Source organism: Hypericibacter adhaerens (assembly GCF_008728835.1).
Taxonomy (GTDB): domain Bacteria; phylum Pseudomonadota; class Alphaproteobacteria; order Dongiales; family Dongiaceae; genus Hypericibacter; species Hypericibacter adhaerens.
In genome coordinates, this window is record NZ_CP042582.1 from 1,903,835 (window position 1) to 1,921,710 (window position 17,876).

The 17,876-nt window shown below is 66.0% G+C and carries 16 protein-coding genes; 5 read left to right on the plus strand and 11 right to left on the minus strand.

Going from position 1 to position 17,876, the window contains the following annotated elements:
- Positions 1–129: 129 nt before the first annotated feature.
- Positions 130–1,296 (plus strand): glycosyltransferase family 61 protein, encoded by a 1,167-nt coding sequence (locus FRZ61_RS08175; protein WP_151116460.1) that lies wholly within the window; start codon positions 130–132, stop codon positions 1,294–1,296.
- Positions 1,297–1,328: 32 nt separating this feature from the next.
- On the opposite strand, the gene FRZ61_RS08180 is transcribed toward FRZ61_RS08175, so the two are convergent.
- The 9 genes from FRZ61_RS08180 to FRZ61_RS08220 form a co-directional block, all read right to left on the minus strand.
- Complete coding sequence (locus tag FRZ61_RS08180) at positions 1,329–2,279, minus strand: hypothetical protein (protein WP_151116462.1); 951 nt, start codon at positions 2,277–2,279, stop codon at positions 1,329–1,331.
- A 306-nt stretch (positions 2,280–2,585) separates the two neighbouring features.
- Positions 2,586–3,929, minus strand: a complete 1,344-nt coding sequence (locus FRZ61_RS08185) for a glycosyltransferase family 61 protein (RefSeq protein ID WP_151116464.1) — start codon at positions 3,927–3,929, stop codon at positions 2,586–2,588.
- A 36-nt stretch (positions 3,930–3,965) separates the two neighbouring features.
- Entirely contained in the window at positions 3,966–5,255 is a 1,290-nt protein-coding gene (locus FRZ61_RS08190; protein WP_151116466.1) for a glycosyltransferase WbsX family protein, read from the minus strand.
- Positions 5,256–5,360: 105 nt separating this feature from the next.
- On the minus strand, positions 5,361–6,173 hold the full coding sequence (locus FRZ61_RS08195; protein ID WP_191909358.1) for a class I SAM-dependent methyltransferase: 813 nt from the start codon (positions 6,171–6,173) through the stop codon (positions 5,361–5,363).
- 268 nt (positions 6,174–6,441) lie between these two features.
- Entirely contained in the window at positions 6,442–7,569 is a 1,128-nt protein-coding gene (locus FRZ61_RS08200; protein ID WP_151116470.1) for a TAXI family TRAP transporter solute-binding subunit, read from the minus strand.
- 129 nt (positions 7,570–7,698) lie between these two features.
- Positions 7,699–8,913: a beta-ketoacyl-[acyl-carrier-protein] synthase family protein gene (locus FRZ61_RS08205; RefSeq protein ID WP_151116472.1), complete on the minus strand. Its 1,215-nt coding sequence runs from the start codon at positions 8,911–8,913 to the stop codon at positions 7,699–7,701.
- Between the two features lie 16 nt (positions 8,914–8,929).
- Positions 8,930–9,178 carry an acyl carrier protein gene (locus tag FRZ61_RS08210; RefSeq protein ID WP_151116474.1) on the minus strand — a complete coding sequence of 83 codons (249 nt, stop codon included), beginning with the start codon at positions 9,176–9,178 and terminating at the stop codon, positions 8,930–8,932.
- A gap of 23 nt (positions 9,179–9,201) precedes the next feature.
- Positions 9,202–10,317: a UDP-3-O-(3-hydroxymyristoyl)glucosamine N-acyltransferase gene (gene lpxD / locus FRZ61_RS08215; RefSeq protein WP_151116476.1), complete on the minus strand. Its 1,116-nt coding sequence runs from the start codon at positions 10,315–10,317 to the stop codon at positions 9,202–9,204.
- A gap of 22 nt (positions 10,318–10,339) precedes the next feature.
- Positions 10,340–10,657 (minus strand): hypothetical protein, encoded by a 318-nt coding sequence (locus tag FRZ61_RS08220; protein ID WP_151116478.1) that lies wholly within the window; start codon positions 10,655–10,657, stop codon positions 10,340–10,342.
- A 258-nt stretch (positions 10,658–10,915) separates the two neighbouring features.
- Here FRZ61_RS08220 and FRZ61_RS08225 point away from each other — a divergent pair, with 258 nt between their 5' ends.
- Together FRZ61_RS08225 and FRZ61_RS08230 are read left to right on the plus strand one after the other, a co-directional pair.
- Positions 10,916–11,722, plus strand: coding sequence for an SDR family oxidoreductase (locus FRZ61_RS08225; RefSeq protein ID WP_151116480.1), 807 nt, complete (start codon positions 10,916–10,918; stop codon positions 11,720–11,722).
- An 80-nt stretch (positions 11,723–11,802) separates the two neighbouring features.
- Positions 11,803–13,953: an acetate--CoA ligase family protein gene (locus tag FRZ61_RS08230; protein WP_151116482.1), complete on the plus strand. Its 2,151-nt coding sequence runs from the start codon at positions 11,803–11,805 to the stop codon at positions 13,951–13,953.
- 46 nt (positions 13,954–13,999) lie between these two features.
- Here FRZ61_RS08230 and FRZ61_RS08235 read toward each other — a convergent pair whose 3' ends face one another.
- Positions 14,000–14,269: a histidine kinase gene (locus tag FRZ61_RS08235; RefSeq protein WP_151116484.1), complete on the minus strand. Its 270-nt coding sequence runs from the start codon at positions 14,267–14,269 to the stop codon at positions 14,000–14,002.
- Between the two features lie 246 nt (positions 14,270–14,515).
- Between FRZ61_RS08235 and FRZ61_RS08240 the strand changes: the two genes are divergently transcribed.
- A complete protein-coding gene (locus FRZ61_RS08240) occupies positions 14,516–15,271 on the plus strand; it encodes an SDR family oxidoreductase (protein WP_151116486.1) in 756 nt (251 codons plus the stop codon).
- A gap of 10 nt (positions 15,272–15,281) precedes the next feature.
- Positions 15,282–16,313, plus strand: coding sequence for a histone deacetylase family protein (locus FRZ61_RS08245; RefSeq protein ID WP_151116488.1), 1,032 nt, complete (start codon positions 15,282–15,284; stop codon positions 16,311–16,313).
- Positions 16,314–16,337: 24 nt separating this feature from the next.
- On the opposite strand, the gene FRZ61_RS08250 is transcribed toward FRZ61_RS08245, so the two are convergent.
- Entirely contained in the window at positions 16,338–17,867 is a 1,530-nt protein-coding gene (locus FRZ61_RS08250) for an ABC transporter substrate-binding protein (protein WP_151116490.1), read from the minus strand.
- Positions 17,868–17,876: the final 9 nt, after the last annotated feature.

The following is a 17,876-nucleotide window of genomic DNA, read 5'->3' on the forward strand; positions in this document are numbered from 1 at the left end:
GCGGCGCTTGCCTGACGGTTTGCGCGACAACGGGTGTTTTCGGCACCTGACGGGTGCCGCCGCGCCTTCGATCCGGCGGTTGGCGGCGATGGCTGTTGGCACGATCGGGCGCACCTCCAAGGGGGGCGCATGAAGCTCGAGGTCGTTCCCGAGCAGGCGGCTTTCCCACGCGCGGGCGGTATCGTCGATCTGATGGGCGATTGGCCGTCTTCCATGCGCGGCCGTTGGGTGCAGCTTCTGCCCGAAGAGTATATCGGCGAGCTCGATCTTCGCAGCCGCCTGCGGATACGCACCGCGGGCGAGCCGCTTCCGCCTTGGCATGATGGGGCCGAAGGCCGTGTCAGGGGTGAGCTCGTCCTGACCCGGGTGCGGGACGCATACTGCATGCCGAAATATGGTGCCGTCATCGATGCCGATGGAAGGATTCTTCACAGCTCGGTCGAAGAGGCGCTCTATATCACGCCCACGCTGGGGAGATTGCCCTTCGTCAAGCGGGAGGAGAACCGGGTGATCTTCGATCCCCCGGTAAGCTGCGAGGAATACGAACGAGGCACCGTGTTTCTGCCGTGGGGCGCACTCAACAATTATGGGCATTTTGTGATCGACGGGTTGGCGGCCCTTGCCGCGGTCTCCGAGCAGGTGCTCCTCCCTTCCTTCCCTCCGCTTGTCCCGTCATTGGCCCCGTGGCAGCGCGAGCTGCTGGACCTGTTTCTCGGCGATCAGCCGCGGATCGAGGTGCGGAGCGACGTGGTCAGGATCAAGGATGTCCTCTTTGCCAACCCGATGGCGCATTTCCTGCACAAGCCGAACGGGCTGATCCGCACCGTGCGCCGAAGGATCCTGGCACGGGCGCCGAACCGGCCTTCCTCGACCGGAGCCCGGCTCTATTTTTCGCGCGCGGGCCTGAAGAAAAGGGTCATGACGAATGAACCCGAGCTCGAGGCGCTGTTGAAAGCCGAGGGTTTCGTGATTCTCCATCCGGAGCGGTTCAGCGTCGCCGAACAGATCCGGATGGTGCAGGAGGCCAGTGTCATCGTCGGCGCGACCGGCGCCGCGCTGGCGAACGGCATCTTCCTGCCGGAGAGATCGGCGGTCGTGGAGATCCTGCCGGACCGGGTCATGAGCCGATGGGTTCGTTCTCTATGCGACGAGAACGCGTTGCGCTGGCACGGGTTCTTCTGCCGCGTCGTCGAGCCCGTGCAACCGACGAAGATCGAAGGGATCGACCGGATTGTGAACTTCGACTACGAACTACCCCTCGGCCCGTTCAAGGGTTTTCTTGAGAGCCTGCTCTGACGGGACGGGCCATCGAGCCCGGCCAGGCACGTTCAACGCTGTCCCGTCGCAGACAGAACTTGCCTGAGCGAACGCAAGCGCGAGGCGACAGCCGACAAGCGGCCTCGCAGGGCGGAGCCCAGCGTCTCGGCCCTCGTTTCCGGCGATGAGCGCGCGGTGGCTTTGACATTCTGGGCGGCGAGGGCGCGGCTTATCGCCATCACGGCACCCGCCAGGTCATCGACCAGTACCTTGTTGTCGATCGCGGCCAGTACGGCTTCCGACCGGTCGTTCACCTCCAGGCCGACGACGGAACGAGAGGCACGAAGAAGAGCAAGCTGTTCCAGGTATTTCTGCTTGAGTTCATGACGGATATCGGCCGGCAGGTTTGTCTGCGGCTCCGCGACGGCGAGCCGGGAGAAGCCCTGGAGCACCTTGTCGATCTCTTCTTCCTTGCGGCCTTGCTGCCTGAGCGCGCGAGCGATCGCGACCAGATAGGCCGGAGCGCTGACGAGCAGCCGTTCCTCCTTGCCGTTCAGCAGCAGCTCGCCGATCGGCGCGCCGATCTCGCGCATGAAGGTGTCGACGACCCCACGCTCGCGGATGCCGTCGAAATTGATCACACGGATCCGCTTGTCGAAAGCGACCGCGGCCCAGGCCTCCGCCCTCGACGCAAGCGAGAAGGCACCCTCGTAGACCGACAGGCATTTCTCGATCGACCAGGAGGTCCTGTAGGTGATGGAAAGAAGCTGATAGATGGCGTCGATATAGTCCGGAAAATTCCTGACGAAGAGAACCGGCACAACATCGAACTCGGAGAACGCCGCGCCGAAGCGCTCGATGCTGTCATGCCGCATGACGGAGAAGATCTCGGACGACAGGACGGCGCAGGGGCAGGTGCTGACGGCGATCTCGTCTTTCAGGTCGGCAACGATCTTCGCGTAGTCGAGACCATCGAATGCCTTGTCCCCATGGGTCGTGCCCAGCCGCTCTTCTTCCGTCATGAGAGCGAGAGAACCGGCCACGTGCTGGGGAAAGCTCCCGGGGCCCCGGCCGGAGCGGGGGTACAGGATTCCCTTCTCGCTCAGCCACTGTTCATGGCTCTTCATGAAATACTGAAGGCTTGTCGTCCCGGTCTTGTGCATGCCGAGATGGAGATACAGCCTCTTTCTCGAGCCGTTCCTCAACTGGGTATCTGTCCTTCTGTTTGATGATCGGGCTTGGCGCCGGTCGATCTTCTGGAAAAAGTCCTTCCGGCCGGCGGCGACAGGCGAACCCCTTGAAGGAACGTAAGCCCACTTGCCACAAGTTCAAAGCATGGATCTGACCGCCGCCACAACTTTTTGGATGTCGACGGCATAAAGCACGCCCCGGTTGGTGATGGCGATGTTCTCGATCCCGTCGGTATGAATCAGCGGCCAGCTCATCTGCCCGAAGATGAGCGTGTAACGCTGGGATAGCATATTGGTGAGGCGGTATATCCATTTGGCTTGGATGGTGTCGGCCCAGCTTTCCGGCATCAGGTCGATGACGGCGGCGTTCGACGGCGCGAAGACGAGATTGGCCAGGGCGGAGCCGTGAGGCGCGATCACCATCCGCGCGTTGGAGAACAGCGCAATCTGCTCGCGAAAGCCCATCTGGCCGGGAAGGACCTTCTCGAATCCCAGCGGCACCAGCTGCGCCAGAAGCTCGTCCTCATTGACGAGGTCGCGCTTCGAATGGACGTTGGCTTCCTGCCGGCTGATATAGATCAGTCGCTCGCCCTCTCGATTCCGATCTCGCCCCACCGATCGGATCAAATGGTCTCCCATCTCGCGTATCGCCGCCGGCGGGTTGAGGACGTTGCCCATGCTGCAGCTTGAGCTCACCACCGCGTCCGAGAGGCCGAGAACGGGACTTTCCGGCTTGAACAGGGCGCCGACCGGGATGCCGAGCAACTCCAGCGAATCCGCCTGCCATTTTCTTGTCGGCGAGAGCGGCAGCATGAGCTTCATGGCGCCGCCCGCGAGAGCCTCGCGCCAAAGCCAGACCGACGGCAGCGTGTCGGTCATCCAGTGACCGTAGACCATGGAAGATCCATGCACGCTGAGCAGACAGGAGTCCCGGACTTGCGGCGTACGTGCGGCGACCGAAGGGTCGAAGACGATCGCACCGCCTTTGGCGCCATAGCCGGGCACCAGGCTGTAATCCTGTCGAAAGGAGACGGCGGCCCGCGACGTCTCCCAGATGGCGATGCCCGGGGCGGCCATGGCAAGGCCCATTCTCGGAAAATAGATGAGGTGCGGGAAGCGGGTGTAGCTCTGCTCGTAGCTGTCGAAAGGATCGCCCTCCATCATCTGGCGAGGAACGGCGTGATCGGGCGTTCCTTGCGAGTGAGCTCGATCGAATCCCCGATGAGGGCCCACATGGCGCGAGGGCTCGAGCACGACGCGCAGCGGTCCGGATGGCGGGTCGGGCCGCGCCAACCTGCTCGGAGCCGCCGCCCCGCCGGCGCGAAGGAACGCCTCCGGCGCCACTTCGCTTCCGGACAAGTTCTTCAGGAACTCGAATCTGATCGGCAAGGGCTCGCTGCCGAGCGCCTGATAGGAGCGGTTGCTGGCATTGTGATCCCGACTTCGAAACATCGCTTTCTCGGGAAAGCAGGTCTGCAGCACGCCGGCGAATGGGGAACCGCGCCGCCGGCCTCGACGTCACTCGGGGCGAGGGCCACGCGTATCGATGAATTCTCTCAATGCGGTCTTCAGTTTCGGAAAGGGCGTGAGCACGTAACCGACGAAGCGCCGCAACCGACGTTTGCCCTGGGCAAGCACGGGACGGCCGTGAGTGTCGATGAGCGCTTTGAGGTCCTGGCGGAGGGAAGGTGGCGCGGTTTGGGAACGGACCGCTTCGGCGGGAATCCCGAAATGCGTGAAAGCCGTGAGAGTGGACGCTCCCGCTTTCGCCGAGGCGGTGGCTTCAAGGAAACGCCGGCCGAAGCGTCTGTCCGGTTCCAAATGGCAGCCTTCGGCCCATTCGTTCCAGGCGTTGATGAAGACGGGCCGCTCCTCGCCCGGGTATTTCCATTCGACCTGCCGTACGGTCTTCGCCAGCCAGTATTCGTAGTTCTCGGGCGTGCCGTTGAGCACGATCAGCGCCCGTCTGCTGGTCCGGGCGGTGTTGTCCCACGATGGAAACACGGTGGGGAATATGTTCTGCCCCTGGTGGTCCTTGCTGAGATACAGACTCGCGATGTCCTGGTAGTCGACGACCAACCCCTGGAAAGGCTCGTCGAAGGCGATGTCCGCATTCTTGGCGTTGATGATCAGGTTGTGGGGAGGAAACTCGACCCCGGCGTCGAAGCCGTAGCTCTCGTAGTTCCAATTGCCGTGCGTGAGCGCCGCGCAGAGCAGGAGCTTCGGGATGCCGATCGAGGCGCAGTAGTCCCGCCAGGTCTGCAGCGCCTTCGGCGCGTCGGGTATCTTCTGGGGCCGGTAGACGATCAGCAGGGGTGCGCCACCGATCCGCAGATAGCGCGGATCGGAGAGGAACGGCGCCACGCTTTTGATGAAGGCGAGGTCGTCGCCGGGCAGGTATTTCTGCTCGATCAGGATTTCCTGTTCCGCCGCGTCCCATCGTCTGGTCCAGTTCTCGTTGGCCCAGCACAGGCAGAACGGCATGTCGCTCGCGGGATCGGCAAGCATGTCGTCGAGGGGCTGGTTGAGGAGGCGCGTGCCCGAGAACCAGTAGTAGTGATAGCAGAAGGCGTCGATCCCGTAGGCTTTCGCCATCGCGATCTGCTCGCGCCGTGTCGCCCGGACGCGAAGATCGTAGAAGCCCATATCGGCGGGAAGGTGCGGCTGGTAGTGGCCGGGAAAGAGCGGTCGCGCCTTGGTGACGTTGGTCCACTCGGTGAATCCCTTGCCCCACCACGCGTCGTTTTCCGGTATCGGGTGAAACTGCGGCAGGAAGAACGCGATCAGTTTGACGTTGCCGCCGGTCATCTCACCGCTTCCTCTCCGTCGCGACGCTATCCATCCCGTCGCCGTCCCGGTTCTTCCTGTCTGGAATCGACGCCGGATCCCTGCGCGCGATTGTCGGCGCGGCCGTCAAGCTGCCAGCCCCAGCATCCTGGCGGCGCGGCGCAGAATGCTCCTGGTTCTGGGGTCGAGATATTTCCGCAACACCCTGCGATGCCACCTTTCCCATGGAGGCACTTGCAGCGGCGGGATCTCCACGGGCAAGTCCATGAGCTGGATCGTCGACGAGGAGCGCTCGGCGGGGACGGACTTTGTCACGACCTGATAGACATGGCCGAATTTTTCCGCATGGAGAATCTTGCGGGTCGATATCGGCAATTGTTGCCACTGCCAGGCGTACTCGGTCGATTCCGGAGCCTTGATGACGAACCCGGCGTCGATGATCTTGAGGCCGGCGTCGGCAATGAGGGCCTCCATGTTCTTGAGGCCGAAGAAGCGGAGATGGGTCCTGTCGAGAAGCCCCCAATCCCGGTACTCGAAGTTCTGCTCCATCAGGCAGGCGACGATGGAGAGGTGACCGACATGGGGCAGGGAGAGGACGACGAAGCCCTCTTCGTTCAGCAGGTTGCGGAGATCCTTCAGCGCGCGCCAGGGGTCCGTCAGATGCTCGAGAACGTCCGCAGCCACCACCGTGTCGAATTTCGGCAGGCCCGCCAGGCACCGATGCCACTGGGGATCGTTGAGGTCGGCGGAATGGACCTGCGGGCAGAACGATTTGAGACGCTCGACAGCGTCCGGATCGATCTCGACGGCGACGACGTCGCACTGGCCGTGATCGATGAGATGGCGCGTGATCGATCCGGGGCCCGCCCCGACCTCGAGCACGCGCTTTCCCTTTCCGACCATGGCGATCACGCGGGCGCCGGCGCTGTCTGACGCCAAATCGATCGAATATTCGTACTTGTGAGGAGTCCCGTGCGCCATATCGGGAGGTGTCGGATCCGCGGTTGCCCGGCATCGTAAGGTGCAAGGATAACACAGGCTTAATGGTGTGCGAACATGACCGGCCCTGGATCCGAGGGGCTGCAACCCGCTGCCCCTCGGCTGTGTCTCGCGAGAGCCGATCGACGGGCGGAAGCGGCGCTGGGGCAGAAAAAGGGCAAAGGCGATGCGAATTCGCGGAGGGACCCCCGCGGGTTTCGGCGGATGGCTAGTTCGACGTGCCGGTCGGCGCCTTGCCGAGCTCGGCATAGTATCGCGCCGCACCCGCATGGAGCGGGATCGGCAGACGCAGCAGGGCGGCGTCGAGCTTGATCTTCTGGCCGATCGGCCCGGCCTGGTCGAGAAGCCGCCGTGTCGATTGGTGCCAGAGGGCGCGGGTCAGCTGATAGACCAGCTCGGAATCGAGCTTCTCGTCCACCACCCAGAGGGCGCCGATCCCGAGCGTCACGGTGCTGCCGACGCCTTCATAGGCGCCGGCTGGGATCAGGTCGACCGTGAGATAGGGTTCCGCCTCGCGCAGCGCCAAGGCCTTGTCGTCGTTGAGCGGCACCAGCTTGATGGGCACGTCGCCGGCGAGATCGACCAGGGCCGGAATCGGATAGCTGCCGACCGTGATGATGGCGTCGATCTCCCGCGCGGCGAACTTTTGCACGGCGTCGGCGAGGCCCAGATAGGCGGGCTTGATGCGCTTGGCCGAGAGCCCATAGGCGCCGAGGACCAGGAAGGAGGTCGAGGCGGCGTCGGAGTCCGGCTCGCCGACCGCCACGCGCCGGTTCTTGAGATCGGACACGCTGTCGATCGCGGCGTCGGCATGGACCACCACATGCACGCCTTCCTGATAGAGATTGGCGATCGCGCGCAGGCCGGGCATGGCGTGATCGCCGTCGAAGGGAGGCTTGCCGGCGATGGCGGCGGCGGCGATGTCCGCCTGGCACAAGCCGGAATCGATGGTGCCGGCGGCGATCTGATTCAGATTGTCGATCGAGCCGTTGGTCGTCTGCGCGAGCGCGATGAGACCGGGCACGCCGCAGCTACCGCCCTGGTTGCAGCCCCGCCCGCCGGGCGGATTGGAGACGGCGCTGGCAATGATGCCGCCGATCGGAAAGTAGCTGGTCTCGGGTGCACCGGTGCCGATGCGGAAATAGCGGATATCCTGGGCCTGGGCCGGCTTCGGGAAGCCGGCGGCGAGCAGGCCGACGGCAAGGATCGCGACGGCGAAACACCCGCCCAGCCGGCGCCACCCTCGGCGCTCCTGCCGGTCCGCAGGGCCCTGCGCGGCCGCGGCCTCCGAGCGACGCGATGCGGCAGCCGGTGCGGGCTCGGTCGAGATACGCATTCGCCTCACGGATGCTGCGCCGATGTTGGGGCGCTCAGCATCATGAATAGTTAGACCAAAACAAGGCGGCAGGAAGGGCCATTTGTGGCAAAGGCGTGGGCCAGCTCGCGTACCTTGCCGGTCCCGATCTTAGGAATCGAAGCGCTTCAACGCCAGAACGCAATTGAGCCCGCCGAAGGCGAAGGAATTGGAGAGGGCCGCCTCGATGGCTGCCGGGCGGGCCTGGTTCGGCACATAATCGAGATCGCAGTCGGGATCCGCCTCGGTGAAGCCCGCGGTGGGCGGAAGCACGCCTTCGCGCAAGGCGCCCAGCACCGCGACCAGTTCGATGGCCCCGGCCGCCCCCAGCGCATGGCCATGGACCGCCTTGGTCGAGGAGACCGCCAGGCGCTCGGCATGGCGGCCGAACACCTGGCGGATCGCTTTGGTCTCGGCGGGGTCGTTGGCGGGCGTGGCCGTTCCATGGGCGTTGATGTAGCCGATGCGCTCGGGCGCGAGCCCGGCATCGGCGAGCGCACCGGCGATGGCGGCGGCGGCGCCATCGGCCGACGGCGCCACGATGTCGCCGGCATCCGCCGACATGCCGGCACCGACCAGCTCGGCCAGCGGCCGGGCTCCTCGTGCCTGTGCCGCTTCCAGCGGCTCGAGCAGGAACATGCCGGCACCCTCGCCCAGAACCATCCCACGCCGGTCGCGACAGAAGGGGCGGCAGCCATCCGGCGACATGACCCTGAGCGCTTCCCACCCCTTGATCGTGCCGAACGTCATGCAGGCTTCGCTGCCGCCGGCCAGCGCCGCCGGCACACGTCCCAGCCGCACCATGTCGAAGGCGAGCGCCAGGGCATGATTGGCCGAGGCGCAGGCGGAGGTGACGCCGAAGGCGGGTCCGCGCAGGCCGAACTCCATCGTGACATGGCTGGTGGCGGCACTCGGCATGGCGCGCGGCACGCTCAGGGGAGGGACGCGGTCGGCCTTCTCGGCATAGAGCCGCTGGAACCCTTCATCCTGGGTGGTCTGGCCGCCGATGCCGCTGGCGACGATGACGGCGCAGCGCCGGGCAACATCGCCGGCGAACGCTATCCCCGATTGCGCGACGGCTTCGCGGGCCGCCACCAGCGCGAACTGGGTGAACCGATCGTAGAGGGGCAGCTTCTTCTCATGAAAATGGCGGGCCGGGTCGAACCCCCGGACCTGGGCGCCGATCGTGATCCGCATCCGCTCCAGCGGCAGCCCCTCGAGCGTCCCGATCGCGGAACGTCCCTCGCGCATCCCCGCCCAGGTCGTCGCCAGGTCCGGTCCCAGCGGCGAGATGCATCCGGCGCCGGTAATGACAACACGGTTCATGACATCCGGTCGGGTCTCAGGCCGACTTGGCCGCGAGCTGCCGCTCGATCTCGGCCACCAGGCTGGCGACCGATCCGGTCTCGGCCCGAGGATCGTTCGTGGGCAGGTATATCTTGTACTCCTCCTCGATCGCGAACATGATCTGCACGAAATCGAGCGAGGGAATATCCAGATCCTTCAGTGTCGAGTTGGCTGAGATCTTCGCCCGGTCCAACCCGCTCTCGCGGGCGATGATCTCAATCACCTTGGTCTCGATCGCCGACATGCTTCCCGTTTCTCCCCTGCTGATCACTCATCCGGGCGGTCCTTGCGACGTTCCAGCCCACTCAGCCGTTCCCCCAGGCTCCTTATTTCTTCGGCCATTCGCTTCAGCCTTGCAAGCCAAACCCACTGCTCGAAGAGCTGTTGCCTCGGCAGGGCCGGGGTTCCTCCCACGACCGTGCCGGAAGCGACATCGCGGCCCACCCCCGAGGAAGCCATCACCACCGCGTCGTCGCCGATGGTCAGGTGATCGGCGATCCCGACCTGCCCACCCAGAACCACCCGGTTGCCGATCCGGGCGCTGCCGGCGATTCCGACCTGGCCCGCGATCAGGCAGTCCTCGCCGATCCGGCAATTGTGCCCGATCATAACCAGATCGTCGATCTTGGTGCCCCGCTGGATCAGGGTTTCCCCGAGCGTGCTGCGATCGACCGTGCTGTTGGCGCCGATCTCCACATCGTCGCCGATGACGACGCGCCCCAGGGAGGGGATCCGCTCGATGGCATGGTTGCGGGCCTGGACCTTGGCTTCCGCCGCCAGCGTCTCGATGCTGCCGGGTTCCGGCGTCGCGTAGGAAAATCCGTCGGCGCCCAGGCACACGTTGAAATGCAGGATCACCCGCGCCCCCAGCCGGGTGCCGGCCCCGAGCCGGACGCCCGCGTGAAGCCGGCAGCCCGGGCCGAGGCGGCAGCCGTCGCCGATCGTCACATGGCCGTCGATGATGCAACCGGCGCCGATCTCGACATCGGCACCGATCTGGGTGAAGGGCCCGATCGAAACGTCGGAGGCAAGCCGCGCGCTCGGATCGACGATCGCCGTCGGATGAGGACCGGCGCTCGGCCGGCCGGGCGGCAGGAAGAGCGGCAAGAGCCGGGCCAGGGCATAGCGCGGGCGCGCGACCCTAATCACGCCGGCAAACCGGCCGGCCGGGAGGCCGAGACCTTCCGCTGCCAGCGCGGCGCGCGGCAGATCGGAACGCAATTGCTGGAGGGCGTCGTTGGAGAAGAGCAGGGGCAGATCGGACGCCGATCGCGCATCGGCAGGCTCGCAGGGCCGGTCGACCTCGATGCCGGCATCGCCTTCGCAGCGTCCGCCGATGCGGGAGGCCAGCGTATCGAGACGGTGACGTGACGCGGAGCTCATGCCGATCGCCGCGCGGGGTGGCTCAGGGCTGCAGGTTCTTGGCCTTGCAGCTCGACGCGATCGACTTCAGCTTGTTCAGGGAATCGGCGTTTGCCAATGCCGCCGAATTGAGGTCCTTGGCGAGCTGCTGATACTCCTCATAGGTGAACTGCGCCTTGGCTCCCTCGTTGTTGCATTTGCAGAAGTTCGTGCATTTCGTCTGATCGAAATTCTGTGTGCAGTTCTGCATGCAGCTCTTGAAATCGGCGTCGAGCTGTTCCTGCGGGATCTCGGTGGCAAGGACCGGCCCGGCTGCCAGGAGGAAGGCGAGGCCGAAGCAGGCAATAAGAGAGCGGAGCATGGGAAAAGACGTCCTTCCATATGGAATGATGGCGGCATCCTCGCCTTGGCCGACAACGCCGTCAATCGCGGGCGGATAGTATCCTCTTGGGCGGGATCGGTCGGCGTTGGACAGGCCGGTTGTGGCCAATCTCGGGCGTCTGCGGTTTCGATGGGTGCGGGAGAGGAGCCCTCGACGGGGACCGAAGGAGCCGCTAAAGAGACGGCGCCGCCTATGCGGAAACCACAACGGATTTGTCGGGTTTTCAGCCGCCGCTTCATGTCGCCATCCACGCCCATCGCTGCCTCGACGATTTTTCGACCAGGCCTGCTGGCCGGGCGGACGGCGCTGGTTACGGGCGGAGGCACCGGCATCGGCCTGGCCATTGCACACGAACTGGGCGCGCTGGGCGCGCGGGTGACGATCGCGGCGCGCGACCGCGACCGGCTTGCCGAGGCCGCCGCGGGTCTTCGGGCCGCGCAGATCGAGGTCCGGGCGGAGACCGTCAATATCCGCAAGGAGACCGAGATCGAGGCCTTGCTGGATCGGCTGCAGGCGGAAGGCTGGCTGCCGGACATTCTGGTCAACAATGCCGGCGGCCAGTTCCAGGCCGATCCTCTGGCGATCAGCGCCAATGGCTTTCGCGCCGTGGTGGATCTCAATCTGAACGGCACCTGGCACATGACCAAGGCGGTCGGCGGGCGGCTCCTGGCCGCCGGACGCCCGGGCCGGATCGTCAATATCGTGCTGTCCCTGTTTCAGGGACTGCCCGGCGCCGCCCATGCCGGGGCCGCGCGGGCCGGCGTCATCAACCTGACCAAATCCCTGGCGCTGGCCTGGGGCCGGCACGGCATCACGATCAACGCGGTGGCGCCCGGCACCATCGATACGCCGGCGCTGGCCCAATATGACCAGGCGGAGATGGCGGCCGATATCCAGCGGCTGCCGATCAAGCGGATGGGGCGGCCGGAGGAGGTGGCGCAGCTCGTCGCCTTCCTGGTGTCGCCGGCGGGCGATTACATGACGGGCACGACGCTGATTCTGGATGGCGGCGACCATCTGATAGGGCCGGTTCCGGCCGCCTGAGCCCTTCCTATCCCGGCCTAGCCAGCCCCTTTCATCTCGGCCAGACTGGATGCCGAAACCTGCCCCGTAGCCCCGTTCCCATGAACATCGCGATCGATCCCACGCCCATGTCCGCGCCCGACGACCGGCAGAAACGCCGCCTGGCCAACCTGCGCCGCCTGCTCTCGCCGCGCCATGTCGCCTTCATCGGCGGCCAGGGCGTCGCCGTCCCGATCGAGCTCTGCCAGAAGGCCGGCTTCTCCGGCAAGATCTGGCCGGTCAATCCGAAATATCCCGAGATCGCCGGGCTTCCCTGTTTCAAGACGCTGGCCGATCTGCCCGAGCCGCCCGACGCGGTGTTCCTGGCGGTGCCGCGCGAGATGACGGTCGAGATGGTGGGCGAGCTGGCGCGGATGGGGGCGGGCGGGGTGGTCTGCTATGCCGCGGGCTTCGCCGAGGTCGGCGGCGAGGGGATCGAGCTGCAGAAGGCGCTGGTGACCAATGCCGGCGATCTCGCGGTGGTCGGCCCCAACTGCTACGGCCTGCTCAACTATGTCGACGGCGTCGCCATGTTCGCCTCGGGGCCGGGCTGGGCGCGCTCCCAGGGCGGCGTGGCGCTCGTGATGCAGAGCGGCAATATCGCGCTCAACCTCACCAACCATCAGCGTTCGGTGCCGCTCTCCTACGTCATCACCTGCGGCAACCAGGCGGTGTTCGATATCGCCGACTATATCGAGTGCCTGGCGGACGATCCGCATGTGTCGGTGATCGGCCTCTACATGGAAGGCATGCCGGATGCGGCGCGCTTCGCGCGCTCGGCGCTCAAGGCGCTCAAGGCCGGCAAGCCGGTCGTGGCGCTCAAGGCCGGCAATTCCGAGCTCGGCAGCAAGCTCGCCATGAGCCACACCAGCTCGCTCGCCGGCAACGACAAGCTCTACAGCACGCTGTTCGACCGGCTGGGCGTGGTGCGGGTGCGCGAGCTCTCCGAGCTGCTGGAGACCGCGAAGCTGCTGTCGATCGGCGGCGTGCCCGCGGACAACCGCCTCGTGGTCTTCACCTGCTCGGGCGGCGACAGCCTGATGACGGCCGACCGCTCGGCCGAGGTCGGCGTCGAGCTGCCCAACTTCCCGCCCAAGACGGCGGCTTCCTTGCGCGCGCAGCTGCCGAACTTCGCCACGGTCAACAACCCGCTCGACTACAACACCTCGCTCTGGGGCCACAAGGACAAGCTCGAGACCTGTTTCGAGACCGCGCTGCACGGCGACTATGACGCGGCGATGCTGGTGATCGACTTCCCGATCGACGACAAGAGCGGCTACGACGCCTGTTTCATCGCCACCGACGCGGTCATACGCGCCGGCAAGATCCATGGCAAGCCGGCGCTGGTGACAAGCTCGCTCTCGGAACTGATGCCGATCGAGGCCCGCGACCACATCATCAAGTCCGGCGGCACGCCGCTCCAGGGCCTGCAGACCGCCATCGACTCCTTCGCCGGTGCCGCCCGCTTCGGCCGGCGCCACCGCGAGTTGACGGCGCCGGGCGCGCTCGAAGCGGCCTTGCTGCCGAGCTTGCCGCCGGTGCCGGCGAAGACACGCCTTTTGGGCGAGGCCGAGGGCAAGGCCGCCTTGAAGGCCCATGGCCTGACGGTTCCGGAGGGCCGCCTGGCGAGCGCCGCCGATGCGGCGGCGGCCGGCGCGGCGCTGGGCTTTCCGGTGGTGGCGAAGCTGGCGGAGCCGGTGCTGGCGCACAAGACCGAGGCGGGGGCCGTCAAGCTCAACCTCAAGAGCGCGGACGAGCTCAAGGCGGCGGTTGCCGCCATCGGCGAGAATCTCGGCCGCTACAAACCAGGCGCCAAGGCGGAGCGCTTCCTGATCGAGCGCATGGTGTCGGATGTGGTCGCCGAGCTGATCGTGGGCGTGAAGCGCGATCCGCAGTTCGGCCTGGTTCTCGTGGTCGGTGCCGGCGGCATCCTGGTCGAGATGGTCGAGGATGCGGCGACCCTGCTGCTGCCGGTGGTGCGCCAGGATGTGGCGCGGGCGATCGGCGGCCTCAAGATCGCGAAGCTGCTCAAGGGTTATCGCGGCAAGTCTGCCGGCGATATCGAGGCCGCGGTCGACGCCGTGATGGCGATCGCGGGCTATGCCTATGCACAGCGCGACAAGCTGGTCGAGCTCGACGTCAATCCGCTGATGGTGCTGGCCCAGGGCAAGGGCGTCGTCGCGGTCGACGCGCTGGTGGTGATGGGCGCCTGAGCTTCGGTGCGTCCTGCCCGCGCGCCCGGGAACGCAGGCGCTCTTCCTAGGGCACGCCGATCCGCGGCGGGCCGCCGGTAGCGGCCTGGCTCGGCCCGAGGGTGTTCAGCAGGCGCGTGGAATCCTCCGCCAGCTTGATGCACTCGGTCAGCATGCCCATGATCCGGACATTGTTGTAACGCACCGGGGCCGCAACGGGGCTCGGATCGTCGAGGATCTTGTTGCAGCGGCGGATGATGTCCTTCTGGATCTCGCTGAGGATGTCCTCGAGGCGCCATCCGGTCGGGTTCTCGGTTGTGACGAGGAAGCGGGTCACGGGGGTCGATCCTTCTGTGCCTGGCCTCATGGGCGCAAAAACCAGAGGCCGCTCCAGATTGACCTTAAGGGACAAGGGTAGCGATTTGGTTACCATGCCGTCTTCCGGCAGCGCTTTAACGGTTCCAAAAATATCCTGAAAAATCCTATGGTTGTGCGCCGCTCTTGAAGGGCGTCAACTGGCGTCGGCGCGCCATCCGGCAGGCGGGCGCGGAGAGGTGCTGGACGGAAAAAAGGAGCCCAGGGGATGGCGAAGGCGCTTGGCGTGGCGGTGGTGACCGGCGGCAATCGGGGCATCGGCCGGGAGATCTGCCGGCAGCTTGGCGGGCAGGGGTTTCACGTGGTGCTGACCGCGCGCGACCCGGCCAAGGGCAAGGAGGCCGTCAAGGCGCTCAAGGGAGAGCTGGGGCCGAAGGCGGGGCCGGTCGAATTCTTCAGGCTCGACGTCACCGACGCGAAGCGGATCCGCGCGCTCGCCCGCCATCTGGAGAGCAAGCTCGGCGGGTGCGACCTGCTGGTGAACAATGCCGGCATCTATCTCGAGGGCGGCTATGACGCCAAGGGCTCGCCGATCGACAGCATCCAGTCGGAGCCGATGTCGAAGGTCCGCGAGACCATGGAGACCAATCTCTACGGGCCGCTGCAGCTGATCCAGGCGATCCTGCCGATGATGAAGCGGCGCAAGCATGGCCGGATCGTCAATGTGTCGAGCGGATCGGGCCAGCTCGAGGACATGGGGGTGGGCGAGGCGGGCTATCGCATCGCCAAGACGGGCTTGAATGCCGTCACGGCCATCTTCGCCGCCGAGCTCAAGGCGGACCCCAAGGCCAAGGACATCCTGGTCAACTGCATGTGCCCGGGATGGGTGAAGTCGGACATGGGCGGCCCCTATGCGACCCGCAGCCTGGCCGAGGGCGCCGATACGGCGGTCTGGCTCGCGACCTTGCCGAAGGGCGGGCCCTCGGGCGGCTTCTTCCGCGACCGCAAGCGGATCCCCTGGTAGATTCCGCTTCATGCAGATCGTCTTCACCGAGGCGCAGCTCGGCCATCATCCTTCGGGCTTCCTGGTGCGCGGACAGCGCCAGCCCTGTCCCGAGATCCCGGCGCGGGCGATGGTGCTGAAAGAGGCGGCCGAAAGCCGCGGCCACCGGCTGGTGGCGCCCGAGAGCCACGGACCCGGCCCTCGGGCTGCGGTCCATACGCCGCGCTATCTGCGCTTCCTCGAGACCGCGCATGAGCGCTGGCAGGCGCTGCCGGGCGCTTCGGCGGAGGTCATCCCCAATGTCCATCCCAACGGCCGGCGCGCCGGCTATCCGGAGAGCGTCGTGGGGCAGGCGGGCTATCACATGGCCGACACCGCCTGTCCGCTCGCTTCCGGGAGCTGGGCCGCGATCACGGCCAGCGCCGACACGGCGGTTCATGCCGCGAGGCTGGTGCAGGCGGGCGCCCCGGCCGCCTACGCCCTCTGCCGTCCGCCCGGGCATCATGCCTTCGCCGACATGGCCGGCGGCTTCTGCTACCTCAACAATTGCGCGATCGCGGCGACCGAGCTGCGCCGCACCGCGTCACGGGTCGCCATCCTCGATGTCGATCTCCATCACGGCAACGGCACGCAGGGCATCTTCTACCGGCGCGCGGACGTGCTGACCGTCTCGATCCATGCCGACCCCGCGAACTTCTATCCGTTCTTCTGGGGCCATGCCGCGGAGCGGGGCGAGCAGGCGGGCGAAGGCTACAATCTCAACCTGCCGCTGGCGCTGGGCAGCGGCGACGAGCCCTTCCTGGCGGCGCTTGACCGTGCGCTCGGCGAGGTCCGCCTCTACGCGCCCGAGGCATTGGTGGTGGCGCTGGGGCTCGACGCCTATGAAGGCGATCCGCTCGCGGGCCTCAAGGTGACGACGCCGGGCTTCGAGGAGATCTGCCGGCGCATCGGCAAGCTCAGGCTGCCGACCGTGCTGGTGCAGGAGGGCGGCTATCCCTCGCCCGAGCTGGGGCGGAACCTGGTTGCGAGCCTGAAGGGGTTCGAGGAGGGGCTGCGGGTGTGACCGCATCCCCTCCCGACGACCGCGTTACTGCGTCAGTTCCGTATCCTCGAGCGTGAAGCGCCCCAGGGGATTCTGGGTGAAGTTCTTCACGTTGGTCCGCGTCGCGTTGCGATAGGGCGAATAATAGAGGTCGATCCAGTTCACATCGTCCTTCGCGATGGCCTGGATCTTGTCGTAGATCGCCTTGCGCTTGGCGGGGTCCATCTCGGTTCGCCCCTCGTCGATCAGCTTCGAGACCTCGGGGTTCTTGTAGCGCGTGTGATAGGACATGTTGTCCGGATCGCCATAGAGGCTGAACGAGGTCTTCTCGTCCGGATCGATGATGTCGTTGGTCCAGTAGTTCATGCTGAGATCGTAATCGCCCGCGATCTCCGTCTCCCAGGCCTGCCCCACCTCCTGCTTCTCGATAGCGACGGTGATCCCGACCTGGGCGAGTTGGCTCTGCACCAGCACCGCGACCTGCTCGGCCGTGACGTCGCCCGACGAGATCAGCAACTTGAGCGTGAGCCCGCTGACGCCGGCGGCGGCCAGCATCTGCTTGGCCTTGTCGGGCTCGTAGGCGCAGCGCGGGTTGTCGGGGTTGTAGAAGAGGCTGCCCTTGGGGATATAGGAATTCGCCGGCGTTCCGATGCCGAAGGTCGCGACCTTCACGATGGCGTCGAGATCGATCGCCTTGCAGAGCGCCTGGCGCACCTCCTTCTTGTCCAGGGGCGGGTGGCTGTGATTGACCAGCAGATGATCCTCGCGGGTCGAGAGGTCGAGATGGACCTGCAGATTGGGGTCCTTCTGCAGCTCGGCCACGCGGTTGAAGGGCACGAAGATCATCGCGTCGATCTCGCCCGCCTGGAGCTTGAGGATGCGGGTGTTGTCGTTCGGGATGTAGTGCCACTCGACGCGGTCGAGCTTCGGCTTGGCCGGCCCCTCCCAGGAATAGGGGTTCTTCTCGAGCGCGACATACTCGCCGCGCTTCCACTCGACGATCTTGAAGGCGCCGGCGCCGATCGGGTGCTCGAGATACTCGTCATAATGGTTCTTGACGTAGTCTTCCGGCAGGATCGAGGCCGCGAACATGGCGATGAAGGTGATGAAGGGCGCCGTCGGCTGGGAGAGCGTGATCACCACGGTCCGATCGTCGGGCGTCTCGATCGTCTTCATCGGCGCATACATCGCCCCGAACACGGACTCCTTCGTGTCGCGCAGCCGCTCGAGGCTGAAGCGGATGTCGGAGCCCTTGATCGGCGAGCCGTCGCTGAACTTGAGGCCGTCGCGCAGCTTGAAGGTATAGACCAGTCCGTCCGGCGACACCGTCCAGCTCTCCGCCAGGTCGGGCTCGACGGCGGTGCCGTCGAAATTGTTCCGGACGAGCGTGCCGTTGGCATTGATGATGACCCAGAGATCGGCGTTCTGGCTGATCAGGATGGGGTCGAAGGTCGTGCTGTCCTGATCGCGCCCGATCTTGAGTGTGCCGCCGGCGCTGGCGGCGCCGGCGCCCAGGGTCAGGGCGAACAGCCAGGCAATCGAGATCGCCGCGAGGCGGTGAAGCGTGGCGCGCATGGGAAACCC

Bases quoted from the DNA above. Each gene is read 5' to 3' on its own strand.
- FRZ61_RS08220 (WP_151116478.1), bottom strand. From the start codon at position 10,657: ATGCTCCGCTCTCTTATTGCCTGCTTCGGCCTCGCCTTCCTCCTGGCA.
- FRZ61_RS08250 (WP_151116490.1), bottom strand. From the start codon at position 17,867: ATGCGCGCCACGCTTCACCGCCTCGCGGCGATCTCGATTGCCTGGCTG.
- lpxD (WP_151116476.1), bottom strand. From the start codon at position 10,317: ATGAGCTCCGCGTCACGTCACCGTCTCGATACGCTGGCCTCCCGCATC.
- FRZ61_RS08205 (WP_151116472.1), bottom strand. From the start codon at position 8,913: ATGAACCGTGTTGTCATTACCGGCGCCGGATGCATCTCGCCGCTGGGA.
- FRZ61_RS08225 (WP_151116480.1), top strand. From the start codon at position 10,916: ATGTCGCCATCCACGCCCATCGCTGCCTCGACGATTTTTCGACCAGGC.
- FRZ61_RS08190 (WP_151116466.1), bottom strand. From the start codon at position 5,255: ATGACCGGCGGCAACGTCAAACTGATCGCGTTCTTCCTGCCGCAGTTT.
- FRZ61_RS08240 (WP_151116486.1), top strand. From the start codon at position 14,516: ATGGCGAAGGCGCTTGGCGTGGCGGTGGTGACCGGCGGCAATCGGGGC.
- FRZ61_RS08210 (WP_151116474.1), bottom strand. From the start codon at position 9,178: ATGTCGGCGATCGAGACCAAGGTGATTGAGATCATCGCCCGCGAGAGC.
- FRZ61_RS08175 (WP_151116460.1), top strand. From the start codon at position 130: ATGAAGCTCGAGGTCGTTCCCGAGCAGGCGGCTTTCCCACGCGCGGGC.
- FRZ61_RS08245 (WP_151116488.1), top strand. From the start codon at position 15,282: ATGCAGATCGTCTTCACCGAGGCGCAGCTCGGCCATCATCCTTCGGGC.
- FRZ61_RS08200 (WP_151116470.1), bottom strand. From the start codon at position 7,569: ATGCGTATCTCGACCGAGCCCGCACCGGCTGCCGCATCGCGTCGCTCG.
- FRZ61_RS08180 (WP_151116462.1), bottom strand. From the start codon at position 2,279: ATGACGGAAGAAGAGCGGCTGGGCACGACCCATGGGGACAAGGCATTC.
- FRZ61_RS08230 (WP_151116482.1), top strand. From the start codon at position 11,803: ATGAACATCGCGATCGATCCCACGCCCATGTCCGCGCCCGACGACCGG.